This is a genomic window from Halobacterium sp. KA-4, from assembly GCF_021028995.1.
Lineage (GTDB): Archaea > Halobacteriota > Halobacteria > Halobacteriales > Halobacteriaceae > Halobacterium.
The window spans coordinates 211,747-228,522 of the sequence record NZ_JAJJZG010000002.1 but is presented as its reverse complement, the minus strand read 5'-3'; the positions used below and the strand labels follow the sequence as shown (position 1 = coordinate 228,522).

Genomic DNA, 16,776 nt, shown 5'->3' with positions numbered 1-16,776 from the left:
GACCGCCGTCCCCGGGTAAGGACAACACCTAAGCCGGCGGCGTCCCCGACACCCGGTAGTGGACGCCTCGATACCCGACCTCCTGCGGTTGCTCGTCGTGCCGGCGCTGGGCTGGGCGGCGCTCCGGGACTGGCGGACGCGCCGCGTCCCGAACGACCTCTGGGGGCCGCTCGTCCTGCTCGGTGCCGTCCTCCTGGTCTGGGACGGCTACGCCGCGCTCGGCACGCCGTACGCCTTCCAGCCGTTCGCGGTCCGCGTCGCGTTTAGTCTCCTGTTCGTCGTCCCCCTCGCGTACGCGTTCTGGTACATCGGTGGCTTCGGCGGCGCCGACGCCCGCGCGTTCATGACACTCGCGGTCGTCTTCCCGACGTACCCCTCCTACGAACTGCTGGGCTACTCCCTGCCGGTCGTGGAGACCGCGCTCGGCGTGTTCTCGCTGACGATTCTCACGAACACCGTCCTGTTCGGGCTGGCGTACCCGCTCGTGCTCGGCGTCCGGAACGCCCTCGTCGGCGAGTTCTCCGTCGTGATGTTCGTCGGCCGCCGCGTCCCGGTCCCCGAACTCACGGACACCCACGGCAGCCTCCTCGAAACCCACGATGGCTTCACCCGGGACGGCCTCGACCTGGACGCACTCCGGATGTACCTCCGGTGGCGCGGCCTCGACCTCGCGGACCTCCGTGAACACCCGGAACTCCGTGACCCCGACACGCTCCCCGACGACCCCAACGACCCGACCGGCGGCGCGGTCGTCACGGACGGCAGCGGCGACCCGTGGGGCGCCGCCGCGTTTCTCGAAGACATCGAGAGCTCCGCGTACGGCACCACGCCCGCCGACCTCCGCGAGGGCCTCGACGTCATCGTCGACAACGAGGAAGTCTGGGTGACGCCCGGCGTCCCGTTCATCATCCCGCTGTTCGTCGGCCTGCTGGTCGCACTCACCGGCGGCGACGTACTCTTCTGGGTGATGGACGCGCTCGGCCTCGTGCCTGCCTGACGGGGACGTAACCGCTAACCGGCCGGCCCCCGTCGCTCCCGTATGGACTTCGAGGTAGACCTCGACTTCGGCGACGACGGCCTCGTCGCGGTCGTCGCCCAGGACGTCGAGACCGAGGAAGTCGTGATGCTCGCGTACGCCAACCGCGACGCCGTCGAGCAGACCGTCGAGACCGGACGCGCACACTACTACTCACGCTCCCGCGAGGAACTCTGGGAGAAAGGCGCGACCAGCGGCCACACCCAGGAAATCGAGGAGGTCCGCGTGGACTGCGACGGCGACGCGCTCCTCTATCGCGTCCACCAATCCGGTGGTGCTTGCCACACCGGCTACCACTCCTGCTTCCACCGCACGCTCGATGGGGAAGTCGTGGGCGAGCAGGTCTTCGACCCCGACGACGTGTACTGACTCCGTCTTTGATTCTCTGCTCGTATTCGTCGTTCCAACTGTTTCTTGGCTGACCTCGAAAGCCCTTCCTAGACCGGTTGGTCAGCCGGCAACGGGCGGATTGAAAGGGGCACGGCTGTAGACGAAGGCAGGCGACGCAAGCACCGCAGTGAACGCAGTGAGCGAGGAGCACAGCGAGCCTCCCGAGTCTACAGCCTCGGGGCTTTCGAGGAGGCACTGTCTGAACCATTCGCAGTGTTCCACGATGCTGCCATGCGTCGCACAGAAAGCCTATCAGCGCGAGCGCCCACAATTCACGTAATGCCCGACGCGCAGGCCGCCCGCACCACCGACCCCTCCGGCCTCGTCGCCGACCTCGAAGCCGCTCGGGACGCTCGCGAGGACGCCCGTGAAGCGGTCGAGGACGTCGGCAAGGCTCGACTCCGTGAAATCCGGGACGCTCTCGACGGTCTCGAACGGCTGTTCGACCAGTACGAGGCCGACGCGACCGGCACGGGGGACTTCAAGTCGTACATCGACTTCCAGGACGACCTCGTGGCGTTCGTCGAGGAGTTGGACGAGGACCTCCCGGAGCGGGAGGCCTTCGAGTCGCTGTTGGACTTGTTCAAGAAGCGCCGGCTCTCCGAGAGCGACTTCGCGGAGGCGCGCGACCGGCTCGCGGACGCCCGCGACCTCGTCAGCCGGCTGGACGACCTCGAGGATGCCCGAGAGGCGTACGGCGACACACGAACCCGGGTAGCGGAGCGCGCCGACGAGTACGCCGCGGAGGTCGAGCAACTGGAGCGCCTCCAGCGGCTCGGCGACGCGGACCTCGACGCGCCCGTGGAGACGCTGCGCGACCCAATCCAGACGTACGACGAGCGCGTGCGTGCGGCATTCCGGGAGTTCCGCGAGTCGGCGCCCGCCCGCGACGTGCTCGGCTTCGTGGAGACGACGCAGTCGTACCCGCTCGTGGGATTCGACCCCGCGCCCGACGACCTCGAGGCGTTCGTCGCGGACCGCGAGGCCGGCACCGAGCCGCTCCCGAAACTGCTGGAGTACGCGGAGTACTCGCCGTCGAAACTCGACCACTACGTCGCCGAGCCGCGAGCCTTGAAGCGCGCGGTCGGCGGCAACCGCACGTACCTCGACCGACTGGACGCCGAGCCGCTCACCGTCGGCTGGCCGCCCGCGCCCGCCGAGGAACTAACGCACCGGCTGGAGGAACTCGTCTCGGTCGTCGCGCGATTCGCCGACGACGACGTGCTCGCGGCGCTGCACGCGGTCCGTCGCCGGGTCCGCGACGACGACTACCAGCGACTGCGAACGGCTGCCGTCGCGGAGCACGAACTCACTGATTCTGAGAAACAGCGCATCGAAGCCGGGGTCGCCGACGACCTCGCAGAAGCCCGCGAGGCCGAGCAGGAACTCCGGGACGCCCTCGACCGGCTCTAGACGCCGGCCTTCGCGGCGCGGAGCGCGGCCGCGAACTCGTCGGCGAGCGAGCGCGCGCGCTCCTCGCTGGTGGCTTCCGCGTAGATGCGGACGACGGGTTCCGTGCCCGAGGGCCGTGCGAGCACCCACGCGTCGCCGTAGTCGAGCCGGTAGCCGTCGATGGTGGTGCGTTCGGCGTCCGCGTCCAGCGCCTGTTCTTCGGCCGCGCCGAGCAGCGCCTCGCGCTCGGCGTCGTTGTCGTAGCCGACGTTGATGCGGACGTTGTGGTAGTCGCTGTACGGCGCGACGACCTCGCTGGCCGTACTGTCCGCGAGCAGTTCGAGGAAGCGCGCGCCCGTGTACGCACCGTCGCGGGTCATCCGGTAGCCCGGGAAGATGACCCCGCCGTTGCCCTCGCCGGCGACCGGCACCGTCTCGCCCTCGGACTCGAGCTGGCGGATGCGGGTCATAATCTGGGTGCTCCCGATGGGCGTGAGTTCGAGGTCCGCGCCTGTGCGGTCGCAGACGTCCACGAGGCGCTGGCTGACGTTCACCGCCGAAACTGTGGTGTCGCTCTCGTCGAGTTCGGCTTCCGCGAGCGCCGCCAGCGTCGCGTCGCCCTCGATGTAGTCGCCGTGCTCGTCGAAGAAGATGGCGCGGTCCGCGTCGCCGTCGTGGGCGATGCCGACGTCGGCGTCCGTCGCACGCACGAGGCCGCCGAGGTCGTCGAGGTTCTCCGCAACGGGCTCGGGGTCCCGGCCCGGGAAGTGGCCGTCGGGCTGGCTGTTCACGGTGACGACCTTGCAGCCGAGCCGGCGGTAGAACTCGGGGCTCGTGAGCGCGCCCGCGCCGTGGCCGGGGTCCAGCGCGACCGTGAGGTTCGCGTCCGCGACGGCCTCGCGGTCGACTGCTTCCAATAGTTGTTCGACGTACTCGCGGCGCGCGGACTCCACATCGACGTCCGCGCCGACCGCGTCCCACGCGACCTCGTCGAACTGCTCGGTGAGGAACTTCCGCTCGATGCGCTCCAGTTCGTCCACGGGGAGTTCGACGCCGTCCGCGCCGACGAGCTTGACGCCGTTGTACTCCGCGGGGTTGTGGCTCGCGGTCACCATCACCGCGGGAATCCCCTCGCGTTCGGCGTACGCCTGCAGGCCCGGCGTCGGCACCACGCCGAGCCGGTCGACGTCGATGCCGACGCTCTGGAGGCCGCTGGTCGCGGCGTTCACGAGCATCCGGCCGGTCGTTCGCGTGTCCCGCGCGACCGCCACGCGGTCGGTCCGCCACACCGACCCCGCGGCCTTCGCGACCCCCTGCACGAACCCGGGTGTGAGTTCCTCGTTCGCCACGCCCCGGGTGCCGCTGGACCCGAACACTTTCATGTGCGTTTCTGGGGCGGCCCGCGCCTAATCGCTTCCGAACTGGCCGAACTGTTCCGGTTCTGCGCGCTGTTGTCCTCGACCAGCACGCGCACCCGGTACTCGTCGTCCTCGTACTGGTAGACGGCGTCGACCTGCCCGCAGCGCTTCCGGAGGTCCGCCGCGAGCGCTTCGCCGGTCTCCCGGTCGACGTCCGTGACGACCCACTCGCCGTCGGGCGCGGTCGTCGCCGACGTCAGCACGCGCTCCAGAGCGGGGTGGGCTTCGACGAACGGCGCGGACAGCGGGCAGTGGACGTCGGCGTTCTCGACGGCGGCCTCGCTGGCACGTCGTACCCGGACCTCCACCGGGTCCTCGCCGACCACCCGCGAACAGCCGCTGCCGGCGGCCAGCGCGGCCACCGCTGCGAGCACCGCCCGCCGTCGCATGCCCCCGCCTACGGCGGCCACGGCAAAGGTTTTTCCCGGTCCACGGCGCAATCGCAACGCTTTCGCTCGCCCGCGAGACGCCTTCACGTATGCCGACCATCCGCGAGAAGCGCGTCTACACCGACCAGTCCGAGACCGTCGACGCGTACGTGGCCGCCGACCTCGGCGTCGCCGTCGCGCGCGTCTCGCAGGACAAAGTCGGGGAGTTCAGCCTCGTCGAGCGCTGTACGGCCCGCGACGTCGCGGCGACCCCGCACGGCATCGCCGCAGCGACAGACGAGGACGTGCTCGTCGGGGACGACGACGGCTTCGAGGAGACCGGCTTCGGGCCTGCAGTCGCGGTCACGGCATACGACGACGACGTGCTCGCGGCCGGCGAGGACGGCCGCCTCGCACGTTACGAAGGTAGTGCGTGGACGACCGTCGGCACCGTGAACGGCGACGTTCGCTCGCTCGACGCGGACCTCGTCGCCGCTACGGACGGCGTCCACCGCCTCACGGACGACGGCCTCTCCGCGGTCGGACTGGACGACGCGAAGGACGTCGCGGCCGCCGGCGTCCCGCTGGCCGCGACGCCCGACGGCCTCTACCGGCTCGGTGCGGGCTGGATGCACGCCGCCGACGGCGACTTCGCGGTCGCCACCAGCGACCCCGTGACTGCCGACGCGGGCAACCTCGGCCGTGCGCACGCCGCGACCGCGGACGCGCTCTACGAGCACGCACCCGACGACCCCGCCGACGAGTGGCACGCCCGCGACCTCCCCATCGAGGACTCAGTCGCCGACGTCGCGTACGCCACGGACGCCGTCGTCGTGCTCACCGCGGACGGCACGCTCGCCGCGGACGCGGGGGACGGCTTCCGGCACCGCAGCCTCGGGCTCCGCGCGGCGTCCGCGCTCGCCGTCGTCGCCGAGGGAAACGCGTAAGCCGCCGGCAGGCCTCGCGTCTGGTATGATACTCAGCGGGTCCGCGACCCAGCAGCTCGCCGCGGCGCTCGCGGCGGAGCTCGGCGACGACCTCGCGCGCGTCGAGTACGAGTCGTTCCCGGACGGCGAGCACATCGTCCGCGTCCCACCCATCGACGGTCGCGCCGTCGTCGTCGCGTCGACAGTCTCCAGCGACGCCCACGTCGAACTCCTCCAGTTGCAGGACGCCGCTCACGAGGCCGGCGCCGACGAAATCGTCACCGTGATTCCCTACATGGGCTACGCCCGCCAGGACGAGGCGTTCGAGCCCGGCGAACCCGTCTCGGCCCGCGCGATGGCGCGCGCCATCTCCACGGGCACCGACCGCGTCGTCACCGTCTGCCCGCACGAACAGAGCGTGCTCGGCTTCTTCGACGTCCCCGCGACCGGCGTGGACGCGTCCGCACACCTCGCGAACCCGCTGCCCGCGGACCTCGCGGATCCCGTTTTCCTCGCGCCCGACGAGGGGGCCGTCGGCCTCGCCCAGTCCGTGCGGGACGGCTACGGCGTCGGCGAGACCGACCACTTCGAGAAACACCGCCACTCCGGCAGCGACGTCACCGTCACGCCCAGCGACGTCGACGTCTCCGGCCGCGACGTCGTCGTCGTCGACGACATCATCGCCACCGGCTCCACGATGAGCGAGGCCGTCGGCGAACTCGACAACCCGGCGCGCGTCTACGTCACGTGCGTCCACCCGCTGCTCGTGGGGAACGCCCGCCTCAAGTTAGCGAACGCCGGCGTCGAAGCCGTCTACGGCACCGACACCATCGAGCGCGCCGTCTCCACCGTGAGTGCCGCGCCCGCCGTCGCGGAGACGCTGCAGTCGCTGTAACGCGCTCTTTCCCCCGAAAATAGTCGTTCGTTCGCGCTCGCGGCCCGCTACAGTTCCTCGACTTCGAGCGCCATCTTCGTGCCCTCGACGTCCCACTCCTCGCGGTAGCCGTCCTCGACTTCGCCGAGCTCGCGGGCGCGGGTCTCCTCCTCGATGAGGTCCTCGTGCTCGGAGACCAGCCGGGCGACGCGGTCGTCGAACACCACGACGTCCAGGCGGATTTCGGCGTCCATCGCGAGGTCGAGGTCCTTGCGCATCTCCTGGACGCGCCGGATGACCTCGCGAGCGTACCCCTCGCTCTCGACGTCCTCGTCGAGTTCGGTGTCGACGTAGACGGTGCCGCCGTCGAAGTCCGCGCCGGAGACGTGCTCGGGCGCTTCCTCCACGAACTCCACCATCTCGGGCGTGAGTTCGACGTCGCGGCCGAGGTCCTCGCTGACCTGTTCAGCGAGCGCGTCGAGGTCCGCGGACTCGACGTGCGCGTCGTTGAGCGCCTGCATGACCTCGCCAGCGTCGTCGCCAAACGCGGGGCCGAGCACGCTCATGTCGGCGCGCGCGCTGAACGCCAGTTCGTCCCAGTTCTCGCCCTCGTCGACGACCTCGATGCGGCGCGCGTTCAGGCGGTCGCGCAGCAGACTCGGGTGGTCGCGGACCGCGCTCGCGACGCGGTCGTCGTCGGCATCCACGACGATGCGCGTCACCGGCCAGCGGAGCTTCCGGCCGGCCTGCTGGCGCGCGTGGCTGCCGGCTTCCTCGATGTCGCGCAGCGCCGCGACGTCGTCCTCGAGCGCGGGCTGGCGGTAGCGCTCCTCGACCTCGGGCCAGTCGCACATGTGGACGGTGTCGTAGGCGTCGCCGTCGGTGAGGTGCTGGTAGAGTTCGTCGGTGACGAGCGGCGCGTACGGCGCCAGCATCGCGGTCACTTCCAGGAGCGCGCGCTGGAGGGTGGCGTACGCCGCGGTCTTCGACTCGGAGTCGCCCTCCTCCCACATGCGCTCGCGGACGACCTGCACGTAGTACCGGGAGAGGTCGCCCGTGACGAAGTCCAGAATCTCGTCGAGGGCCTTGTGTTGCTCGAAGGCGTCCCAGTGGTCGGTGGCGTCCGATTTGACGCGCTGGAGCGTCGACAGCAGCCACTGGTCGACCGTTTCGAGGTGGACGTCGTCAACGGACACCCCTGCCCCGTCGCCGCCGAACGGCTCGGGGACGTTCGCGTCGAAGTCGTCCATCGCCATGTACGGCCGCGGGAACCGGAACACGTTCCAGAGGATGTTGAGGTCCCGCTGCATGTTCTCGGTCTCGTCCCACGAGAACCGCATGTCCTGGCCCTGCGGGCTCACCGACAGCAAGAACAGGCGCATCGGGTCCGCGCCGTACTCCTCGATGACCTCGTTGGGCTCGATGGTGATGCCCTTCGACTTGGACATCCCGCGGCCGTCGGGCATGTTCGCGTACCCGTGCATGAGCACCTCGTCGTAGGGCACCTCACCCATCGCCGCGGTGCCCATGCCGAGTTGCGACCAGAACCAGCCGCGGGTCTGGTCGTGGGCCTCCATGATGAGGTCCGCCGGCCACAGTTCCTCGAAGTCCTCTTCCTCTTCGGGGTAATTCAGGGTGCCCCAGGACGCCACCGAGGAGTCCAGCCAGACGTCGAAGACGTCCGGGACGCGCGTGTACGTCGTCCCCTGGTGCGTGATAGTGAGGTCGTCGACGGTGTCCTTGTGGAGGTCGACGGTCCCGGGGTCAACCTCCTGGTCGGCGAGCTCCGCGAGTTCCTCGCGGGTGCCGACGACGAGCACGTCGTCCATGTCGCCGCTCCAGTCCTCGGGCGTCCAGATGGGGACCGGGATGCCCCAGTAGCGCTGCCGGCTGACGTTCCAGTCCGGCGCGTCCTCCACGAAGTCCCGGAAGCGGTTGTCGCGGGCCCACTGCGGGTGCCACTCCGAGTCCTCCATGTTCTCCAGGAGCTCGTCTTTGACGTCCGTGATGGTGATGAACCACTGGTCGGTGACGATTTGGATGATGCCCGTGTCGCAGCGCCAGCAGTGCCCGTAGGAGTGTGTGACCGTCTCCTTGGCGAGTAGCGACCCCTTCCGGGAGAGGTCCTCGATGATGCCCTCGTTGGCGTCCCGGACGAACTGCCCCTCGTACTTGCCGGCTTCCTCGGTGTAGACGCCGTCCTCGCCGACCGGACAGAACACCGGCAGGCCGAGTTCCTCGCCGCGCTCGAAGTCCTCCTCACCGTGGCCGGGTGCGGAGTGAACGAGGCCCGTGCGGTCGGCCTCCACCCAGTCGCCGTGGTAGACTTCGTGCGTGCCGTCGGCGTCGACGGGGTTCGCGGGCACTTCCTCGGCGAGCGGCGGCGTGTACGACCAGCCGAGCATGTGGCTGCCGAGGAACGACTCCTCGACCTCGTAGTCGTCGTAGCCGCCCGCGCGGAGCACGTCCTCGACGCACTCCTCGGCGATGTAGAGCACGTCCTCCTCGACGAGTTCCTCGCCGTCGGGCGTCGTCGTCGTGTTCGTCGCGCGCACCTGCTGGTAGGTACCCTCCTCGTCGACGGCGACGTACTCGTTGGCGGGAATCGTCCACGGCGTCGTCGTCCACACGACCAGCGACCCCTCGCGGTCGTCGAGGTCGAAGGTCACGTAGATGGAGGGGTCCTCGACGTCGTCGTACTCCACTTCGTTGTTCGCGATGGCGGTCTCACAGCGCGGACACTGGCTGATGGAGCGCTTCCCGCGCTCGACGAGGTCGCGCTCGTGCACGCGGTCGAACGCCCACCACGCCGCCTCCATGTACGACGGGTCGACGGTCTTGTACGGGTTCTCCCAGTCCATCCAGACGCCGAAGCTCTGGAAGTCCGACTGCAGGCCCTCGAGATTCCGGTCGGCGAACTCCTTGCAGGCGTCGATGAAGTTCTGTTCGCCGTACTCCTCGATGTCCTTCTTCGACTCGAAGCCCAGTTCCTCCTCGACTTTCGTCTCGATGGGGAGCCCGTGCATGTCGTAGCCCGGGCGGTCCGTCACGTCGTAGCCCTGCATCCGGTGGTAGCGGATGTAGGCGTCCTTGAGCGTCTTGTTCCACGTCGTCCCCATGTGCGCAGCGCCGGACGTGTACGGCGGGCCGTCGACGAAGAAGAAGTCCTCGCCGTCGGCGCGGTGCTGTTTGGCCTGCTCGTAGGCGTCGACGTCGTCCCAGTAGTCGAACACCCGGTCCTCGACGTCCTCGGGGTCGTACTGGTCGGGTACGTCGGCGAATCGGCTCATGGCGTACCCGTCTCGCTCGCACCTAAAAGGGTAATCGGTTGTACAGTCGGCGCCGGGTTACGCGCCGCTGCCGACTCGCGCCCGCACCTTGTCCGTGAACAGCATCGTACCGGCGGCGATGGCGACGACCCCCATGACCGCTAGCCACGCGCCGAGGACCAGGTTGCCGCTGCCGAGTGTGGCGACGCTCCGCAGCTCGGTGAGCACGCCCGTCCCCACGAGCCCCGCGCCGAGCACCGCGTACGCGAGGGTGACGGCGACGTCGAACAGTTCCGCGAAGTTGCTGAGCATGCTCGGCCGTAGCCAGCCACCGCTCATAGCCTTTCTGTTCGAGACAGAAGGCTTAGTAGCGACGACACGCGTCCTCGGCGTATGGGACGCTACGGCAACCTCGACTACTCCTCGCTCGTGAAACGCTCCACGCTGGCGAGCTTCGCGCTGTTCGTCGTCGGCGCGCTCGGCCTCCAACTCGGCGGCTCCTCGCTGCCCGGCTGGGAGCACGCGCTCCTCTTCGACGCGGAAGTCCTCGGCGTACTCGGCATCGTCGTCTGCCCGCTCGTTTTCGGCGTCCTCCTCCCGCTCACGGAGTAGCGTGGCCGCCCGGTCGCTCGGCTTCGACGCAGTCGGCGTTCTACTCGCGGTCAGGACTAACACCGGCTACACCGTCTCGTCACCCATGACGGACGCCTTCGCCGTCCTCGACGACGCCGACGTTCGCGGGGAGTCCACGTTCACGCTCGACGCCGAGCACGCCACCGTCGCGTTCGGCTCCCACGACGACCCGCCCGGCGACCCCGCCGCCGTCGACGCCACTCCCGAGGAGGCCACGCGTGTGCTCGGGACGCCGTACCTCCTCGCGCAGTTCGAGGTCGTCGTCCGTGAGGCGCTCCGCGGCTACCTCCCCGAAGGCACGGGCGTGGTCGACCGTGGCGCGTCGGTCTCGCACCTCGCGCCCGTCGCCGTCGGCCGCAACGTCGACGTCTCTGCGACGCTCGTCGGCGTCGACCGCCCGGACCTCTCGTTCGCGTGCCGCGCCGAGCGCGACGACGGCGCATCTGTCGCCACCGGGGACCTCACGCTCCGCGTCGTCGACCGCGACCAGTTCCGCGACAGCGTCGCCGACCGCTAACCTGCGAGTAGGCTTTTAATCGAGGCCCGTGTTGGGCCGCGTATGGCCGAGGACTGCATCTTCTGTCAGATCGTCGATGGAGAGATTCCCGCACGCGTCGTCTACGAGGACGCCGACGTGCTCGCGTTCCTCGACGCGAACCCACTGGCGCCCGGGCATACGCTCGTCATCCCCAAGGATCACCACGAGAGGCTCGGGGACGTCCCGCCGGAGAGCGGCGAGATGATGTTCGCGGCGCTGCACTACCTCACGCCAATCGTCGAGGACGTCGTGGACGCCGACGGCAGCAATGTCGCGTTCAACAACGGCGAAGCCGCCGGCCAGGAAGTCCCGCACGTGCACGGCCACATCATCCCGCGCTTCGACGACGACGGCGGCCGGCCGGTCCACGCCGTCGCCGGCGAGCGTCCCGACCTCGCCGACGACGAACTCGACGACATCGCGGACAGCATCGCTGAAGGCGCCGGCGAAGAGTAACGCGACGAACACCCGAATTTTGTTCCAGTGACGACAACCACTGACGTAGCGTCACCGCAACCCAGAATCATCCAAATATCGTGGACTCGCGTCCTTCAGATCGCGCCGATTCTCATATCGCCCGCAGGTGGTCCTTGTTCGGCTGGTAGAGTTCACCCTTCTCCTTGAGTTTCTCAATCTCGTGTTCGGCCTTCGAGGCGTCCATCCCGACCTCCTCGGCGCGGTCCAACACTTCCTCGACGGGCGCGCCCTCGTCGAACTCGTCCTCGATCTCCTTGATGATGGCCTTGACGTTCTTCACGCGGTCGCGCTGGGTTTTCGAGCGCCCGGTTTCGACGACGTCCGCGTCGTACTCGCCGGTCTCGGGGTCGACGCCGATATCCTGGAGGCAAGAGCGCACGATTTCGATGACGCGCTCGGCGTCCTCGACCTCCACGGTGTCCGAGAGTCGGACGCGCGCGGAGGCCTCGCCGAGCCGCACCAGCGCTTCGAGTTGGCGCGCGGTCACCGGCACGGGCGAGTCCTCGCCCTGGCCCTCCGCGCGGAGGTCCACGTAGAAGTCCTCGATGGCCTCCCGTGCTTCGTCGGACATCGTCGGGTAGCAGTTCCGCCGCGAGTACGCGATGTACTTCCGCAAGAGTGAGGCGTCGATGGCCGGCGCGACCGTGTCCGTCTGCGCGTCGACCTCGTCCTCGGTGTGGTTCGCGCTCGCGAGCTGCTCCTGCTGGGTGTTGAGTTCGCCCGCGTAGTTCGTCTGGAGGATGTGGCGGGCGAGCTTCGCGTCCTCCTCGGGGTCGGGCTCGTCGGTCACCGTGAAGATGAGGTCGAACCGGGAGATGAGCGCGGGTTCGAGGTCGATCTGCTCGCCAATTGGCTCGTACTGGTCGAAGCGGCCGTACTTCGGGTTCGCCGCGCCCAGCAGCGAACAGCGGGCTTTCAGCGTGGCGTTGATGCCCGCCTTCGAAATCGAGATCTTCTGCTGTTCGAGCGCTTCGTGCATCGCCGAGCGGTCGTCGGCGGCCATCTTGTCGAGTTCGTCCACCGCCGCGACGCCCTGGTCGGCGAGCACGAGCGCGCCGGCTTCCAGCGTCCACTGCTGGCCGTCGCCGAAGTCGTCGCGCACGGCTGCCGCCGTCAGACCTGCCGAGGACGAACCCTTGCCGGAGGTGTAGACGGAGCGCGGCGCGATGTTCTGGACGTACGAAATTAAGGCCGATTTGCCAGTGCCGGGGTCCCCGATGAGTAGCATGTGGAGGTCGCCGCGAATGCGGGACTCGTCGGGGAGGTGTTTGGTGACGCCGGAGAACAGCTGGAGAATCATCGCGAGCTTGGCCTCCCGGTGGCCGTAGATGGAGGGCGCCATCGAGTCGACCATCTGCTCGTAGATGTTCTCGCGGTTCGAGATTTCGACGATTTGCTGTTTGTCCTCCTCGGTGATGTTCATCTCGTCGAACTCCTCGTCCTCGATGACGACCGACGTCCCCTCCATGTAGAGGTCGAAGACGGGGGACTCGTTGCTGCCCTCGCTCTGGTCGAGGCGGAGCACGCCCGAGACGGTGACGTGGTCGCCGGGCGTCACTTCGCCGGTGATGTCGTCGGCGACGTGCACGTCGATGCTCTGGGGGGTCTCGCCGCCCGCCAGCCCCTCCGGGGACTCCTGAATCCGGAGTTTCTGGGAGTCGACGAATTCGGAGCGCTCGGGGTCGAGCTTGAACGGCCCCTGGCGCTCGCAGCTCTCGCACTGGTAGGGCTCCTGGAAGCCGGCGTCGCCCTGTGGCACTTCGGTTTCGGCGCCGCAGCGCTGGCAGACGAACACCGCGCGCTCGATTTTCGGGCGCACGTCCGTCGCCTTCCGCACCATCCCCTGCACGCTGACGAGCGTGTTGAGGTGTTCGGCGCGAATCGCGCGAATCTCGGTGTGCTCGTCGAGACCGAACACGCGCACGTGGGCCTGTCCGAGGCTGACGTCCACGGGGAGGTCGTAGAGGCGCAGCGCCTCCTCGGCGGCCTCCCGGAGGTCGTCGGGGTGGTTGATGTAGTCGTCGGCCAGGTCGGGGTCCATCTGGTAGAGGTCCCGCCAGTCGAGGTGGAGGGATTTGGACTCGCGGGGGTACTTGCGGGCGAGTTCCGCGACGTCGTCGCTGTAGTACCGGCGGTAGAACTCCTCGAACCTGTCGACGAGTTCCTGGTTTGCGGCCTGGGCCATTCTGTCCACGGTAGGTAGCGCGCGCTCGCCTAAGAAGGTTCGCAAACCGGGGTGGAAGTGAATCCACGCCCGAACAGGTATCCCGCTCCGCCGAGAACCCCCGACAACTACGGAGTCGTCTGATGACAGGACTGGTGTTCGCTGGCTACGTCGCGGTGTTCGGTGTGTCGGCGCTCGCGTGCGTCGCGGGGCTGTCGCAGGTCGAGCACGTCAAGGACCCGGACACGCGCCGCGGGCTCGCCGCGTTGCTCGTGACCAGCGGCGGCTGGGCGGCCGCGCAGGCGGGCTTCCTCGCGCTGCCGTCGACGGAACTCAAGGTCGCGGCGTACACCGGCGGCCTCATCTTCGGGCTCGCCACAGTGGGCGCGTGGCTGTACTTCTGTTCGGCGTACACGGGCCGGGCGTTCCACCGCGACCCGCTGGTCCGCCGGGTCGCGCTGGGTGTCTTCCTCGCCGTCGTCGCGGTGAAGGTCACGAACCCCGTGCACGGCTTCTACTTCGGCGTCGAGCAGGTGTCGGCCCCGTTCCAGCACCTCGCAGTCGACCACTACGTCCTCCACTGGGTAGTGATGGGGACGGCGTACGCGCTCGCCGCGGTCGGCTACTTCATGCTGTTCGAGCTGCTCGGGCAGACGGGCTACGACACGCGCCCGCTGCTCGTGCTCGTCGGCATCACCGGCCTCCCGGTCGCGGCGGACATCGTCGGCGCGTCCACGTCGATAATTCCGGAGCTCAGCTACGAGTCGCTGGGCGTCGCGGCGTTCGCGGTGGGCGTGCTGTTCGTCTTCCTCGACCGGTTCCAGGCGGTCCAACTGGCGGGCGACGTCGACAACGCGGTCGTCTTCCTCACCGAGGAGGACGAGATTCGGGACACGAACGAGCGCGCCCGCGAACTGTTCCCCACGCTGATGGGCGCGACGGGCGAACCGCTCGCCGACGTCGTCCCGGCAATCGCCGACCGGCTCGCCGGCGAACGCGACGTCGTCGAACTCGACCGGGGTGGGGAGCGGCGGTTCTACCAGGTGTCGGCGACGCCGTTCACGTTCGGGCGGACGCGCGTCGGCGAGATGGTCGTCGTCACGGACGTCACCAGCGAGGAGCACGCGCGCCGCCAGATTCAGCGCCAAAACGAGCGCCTCGGTCAGTTCGCGAGCGTCGTCAGCCACGACCTCCGCAACCCCCTCAACGTCGCCGCGGGCCGCGTGGACCTGGAGCGCGACCAGCGCAACAGCGAGCACCTCGACGCCGCGGCGCGGGCGCTCGACCGCATGGAGCAAATCATCGAGGGCGTGCTGATGCTCGCGCGCGAAGGCGAGGACATCGGTGAGCGCTCGCGCGTGTCGCTGGCGGCGCTGGCCGAACAGGCGTGGGCGTCGGTCGCCGCCGAAGAAGCCACGCACGTCGTGGATGGCGACCTCGCGTTCGACGCGGACGCCGACCGCGTCGTCCAACTCATGGAGAACCTCTACCGGAACAGCGTCGAACACGGCGGTCCAGACGTCACGGTGCGCGTCGGCGCGCTCGCCGACGGCTCGGGGTTCTACATCGAGGACGACGGCCCCGGCATCCCCGCGGACCTGCAGGACGACATCTTCGAGATGGGGTACACGACCAGCGACGGCACGGGCCTCGGGCTCTCCATCGTGGAGACCATCGCGTCCGCGCACGGCTGGGAGGTCGCCGCCACCGACGCAGAGCAGAGCGAGACGGGCGCGCGCTTCGAAATTACTGGCGTCGACTCCGCGGAGTGACGCCCGGCCTACGGCGACCCAGCGGGGGCGTCGGCTTCCTCGGGCACGTCGTCGCCGCGCTCGGCGACGTGTTCGGCGACCTTCCGGCGGTTGATTTCGCCGACGCGGTCGGCGGTCTCGTCCACGAAGTCGAAGAGGTCGTCCTGGACGGCGCTGTCCTCGTCGCGAATCGTCGGGCCGCCGGCCTCGCTGCCGAAGTCCGGGTGGACGGGGAGGTCCGCGAGCACGGGGACGTCGTAGTCGTCGCTGATTTCGGCCGCGCCGCCGCTGCCGAACACCTCGTGGGTGTCCTCGCAGTTCGGGCAGTGGTACGCGGCCATGTTCTCGACGACGCCGAGGACGGGCGCGTCGTGCTCGGCGAACAGTTTCAGGCCCTTCCGGGCGTCCGCGACGGCCATCTCCTGTGGGGTCGTAACGACCACGACGCCCGCGACGGGCAGCGTCTGCAGGAGGTTCAGCGACGCGTCTCCCGTGCCGGGCGGCAGGTCCACGACGAGGTAGTCGAGGCGGCCCCACTGGACCTCGTTGATGAACTTCATCATCAGAGCCTGTCATAGAAGAGTTCACATGGTTCGCTAAATCAACTTAGACGAATTGAGACCGTTGTACACTTAGTGCACGCCGTTTTAAGCTTGTTTTAGCTATGGCGAAAGAGAAGTTCGGCGTCGCTGTTGACGAGGAAATCGTGCGAGAAGTGGATGAATTGGTCGCTGAGTGTGACGATCTCGGAGCCAGCCGCTCCGAGATCGTCGAGGCCATCCTCACAGCGTTCGTTCAATCCGAGACGAATCACGTAGAACAGGTGCGAGAAATCATTATTCGGAAACGAAAGGGCACTCTCTGACCGATTTTAAGATCCGTGCACCAAGTGCACGAGCTTCTAAGATAATATCTTCCTATAATAGTAAACAAAATAATCATTATGTGTGAATAGTTCTATGACACGCTCTCATCACGTTGTTCACCATCGGCCCGCGCATCACCGCGGGCTCGTCGCCGTCGGGCATCATGTGGTCGGTGCTCATCACGCGCACGCCGTCCGAGGCCGGCGGCACGATGTCGCCGTCGGGCGTGACGCCGGGTTCGTTCTCCGTCGGCAGGATGCGGGGGACGTTCGGGCCGTGGACGTCCGCGTCGAGGATGCCGACGCGCGCGCCGCGGTCGTTCAGGCCGGCCGCGAGGTTCGCCGCGACCGTCGTCTTCCCGACGCCGCCCTTCCCGCTGGCGACGGCGACGACGTTCTTCACGCCCGGGAGAATCTCGTCGTCGAAGCCGTGGTCGTCGTCGACGTTCGCGCGCAGGTCGGGGTCGAGGCCGGCGCCCTCGACGACGTCCCGGATTTCGTTGCCAATCTCGATTTCGGCGGGCGAGTACGGCGCGTTGAACGCCAGCGAGACGCGGGCGGTGTCCTCGCTCACCGTGACGTCGTTGACGAGCCCCATCGAGACGATGTCGTCGTCGTTCAGCGGGTCCTCCACGTCGGCGAGTCGTGCTCGGAGTTCGGGTGCAGTGGTCATGG

16 protein-coding genes and 1 pseudogene are annotated in these 16,776 nt (G+C 68.5%); 10 read left to right on the top strand and 7 right to left on the bottom strand.

Translation table 11 applies throughout. The features are described 5' to 3' along the window. Positions 1–58 precede the first annotated feature (58 nt). The 3 genes from LPA44_RS03460 (at position 59) to LPA44_RS03450 (ending at position 2,839) form a co-directional block, all read left to right on the top strand. A complete protein-coding gene (locus LPA44_RS03460; protein ID WP_230888190.1) occupies positions 59–997 on the top strand; it encodes an A24 family peptidase in 939 nt (312 codons plus the stop codon). Between the two features lie 42 nt (positions 998–1,039). After that, positions 1,040–1,405, top strand: a complete 366-nt coding sequence (hisI, locus tag LPA44_RS03455; protein ID WP_230888189.1) for a phosphoribosyl-AMP cyclohydrolase — start codon at positions 1,040–1,042, stop codon at positions 1,403–1,405. Between the two features lie 300 nt (positions 1,406–1,705). Further along, a complete protein-coding gene (locus LPA44_RS03450) occupies positions 1,706–2,839 on the top strand; it encodes a DUF7118 family protein (protein WP_230888188.1) in 1,134 nt (377 codons plus the stop codon). Here the strand turns inward: LPA44_RS03450 and glmM are convergent. Continuing rightward, positions 2,836–4,200 carry a phosphoglucosamine mutase gene (gene glmM, locus LPA44_RS03445; RefSeq protein WP_230888187.1) on the bottom strand — a complete coding sequence of 455 codons (1,365 nt, stop codon included), beginning with the start codon at positions 4,198–4,200 and terminating at the stop codon, positions 2,836–2,838. The two genes, LPA44_RS03450 and glmM, sit on opposite strands and share 4 nt — an antisense overlap. After that, positions 4,197–4,625, bottom strand: a complete 429-nt coding sequence (locus LPA44_RS03440; RefSeq protein WP_230888186.1) for a hypothetical protein — start codon at positions 4,623–4,625, stop codon at positions 4,197–4,199. The genes glmM and LPA44_RS03440 overlap by 4 nt, the downstream gene beginning before the upstream one ends. 89 nt (positions 4,626–4,714) lie before the next feature. On the opposite strand from LPA44_RS03440, the gene LPA44_RS03435 reads away from it, so the two are divergent. Together LPA44_RS03435 and LPA44_RS03430 are read left to right on the top strand one after the other, a co-directional pair. Next, complete coding sequence (locus tag LPA44_RS03435; RefSeq protein WP_230888185.1) at positions 4,715–5,551, top strand: HVO_0234 family beta-propeller protein; 837 nt, start codon at positions 4,715–4,717, stop codon at positions 5,549–5,551. A 25-nt stretch (positions 5,552–5,576) separates the two neighbouring features. Then, the gene (locus tag LPA44_RS03430) at positions 5,577–6,425 is read left to right on the top strand and encodes a ribose-phosphate diphosphokinase (RefSeq protein ID WP_230888184.1); all 849 of its coding nucleotides are present in this window, start codon (positions 5,577–5,579) and stop codon (positions 6,423–6,425) included. Positions 6,426–6,472: 47 nt separating this feature from the next. On the opposite strand, the gene ileS is transcribed toward LPA44_RS03430, so the two are convergent. Continuing rightward, a complete protein-coding gene (gene ileS / locus LPA44_RS03425) occupies positions 6,473–9,694 on the bottom strand; it encodes an isoleucine--tRNA ligase (RefSeq protein WP_230888183.1) in 3,222 nt (1,073 codons plus the stop codon). Positions 9,695–9,751: 57 nt separating this feature from the next. Continuing rightward, the gene (locus tag LPA44_RS03420; protein WP_230888182.1) at positions 9,752–9,985 is read right to left on the bottom strand and encodes a hypothetical protein; all 234 of its coding nucleotides are present in this window, start codon (positions 9,983–9,985) and stop codon (positions 9,752–9,754) included. Positions 9,986–10,066: 81 nt separating this feature from the next. Here LPA44_RS03420 and LPA44_RS03415 point away from each other — a divergent pair, with 81 nt between their 5' ends. Genes LPA44_RS03415 through LPA44_RS03405 form a run of 3 tightly spaced genes read left to right on the top strand, consistent with a single transcriptional unit; the run spans position 10,067 to position 11,300 of the window. Further along, on the top strand, positions 10,067–10,285 hold the full coding sequence (locus LPA44_RS03415; protein WP_230888181.1) for a DUF7860 family protein: 219 nt from the start codon (positions 10,067–10,069) through the stop codon (positions 10,283–10,285). A gap of 1 nt (position 10,286) precedes the next feature. Beyond that, positions 10,287–10,823, top strand: coding sequence for a thioesterase family protein (locus tag LPA44_RS03410; protein ID WP_230888180.1), 537 nt, complete (start codon positions 10,287–10,289; stop codon positions 10,821–10,823). Positions 10,824–10,865: 42 nt separating this feature from the next. Beyond that, on the top strand, positions 10,866–11,300 hold the full coding sequence (locus tag LPA44_RS03405) for an HIT family protein (protein ID WP_230888179.1): 435 nt from the start codon (positions 10,866–10,868) through the stop codon (positions 11,298–11,300). 112 nt (positions 11,301–11,412) lie between these two features. Here LPA44_RS03405 and LPA44_RS03400 read toward each other — a convergent pair whose 3' ends face one another. Continuing rightward, entirely contained in the window at positions 11,413–13,506 is a 2,094-nt protein-coding gene (locus tag LPA44_RS03400) for a minichromosome maintenance protein MCM (RefSeq protein ID WP_230888178.1), read from the bottom strand. Between the two features lie 122 nt (positions 13,507–13,628). On the opposite strand from LPA44_RS03400, the gene LPA44_RS03395 reads away from it, so the two are divergent. Further along, positions 13,629–15,257 carry a sensor histidine kinase gene (locus tag LPA44_RS03395; RefSeq protein ID WP_230888177.1) on the top strand — a complete coding sequence of 543 codons (1,629 nt, stop codon included), beginning with the start codon at positions 13,629–13,631 and terminating at the stop codon, positions 15,255–15,257. An 8-nt stretch (positions 15,258–15,265) separates the two neighbouring features. Here the strand turns inward: LPA44_RS03395 and LPA44_RS03390 are convergent, their stop codons facing one another. Then, on the bottom strand, positions 15,266–15,799 hold the full coding sequence (locus LPA44_RS03390; protein WP_230888176.1) for a P-loop NTPase: 534 nt from the start codon (positions 15,797–15,799) through the stop codon (positions 15,266–15,268). 101 nt (positions 15,800–15,900) lie between these two features. Between LPA44_RS03390 and LPA44_RS03385 the strand changes: the two genes are divergently transcribed. Beyond that, positions 15,901–16,101 carry a ribbon-helix-helix protein, CopG family gene (locus LPA44_RS03385; protein ID WP_230888175.1) on the top strand — a complete coding sequence of 67 codons (201 nt, stop codon included), beginning with the start codon at positions 15,901–15,903 and terminating at the stop codon, positions 16,099–16,101. Positions 16,102–16,207: 106 nt separating this feature from the next. Here LPA44_RS03385 and LPA44_RS03380 read toward each other — a convergent pair. Continuing rightward, positions 16,208–16,774: pseudogene (locus LPA44_RS03380) on the bottom strand (P-loop NTPase); the annotation flags it as partial. Positions 16,775–16,776: the final 2 nt, after the last annotated feature.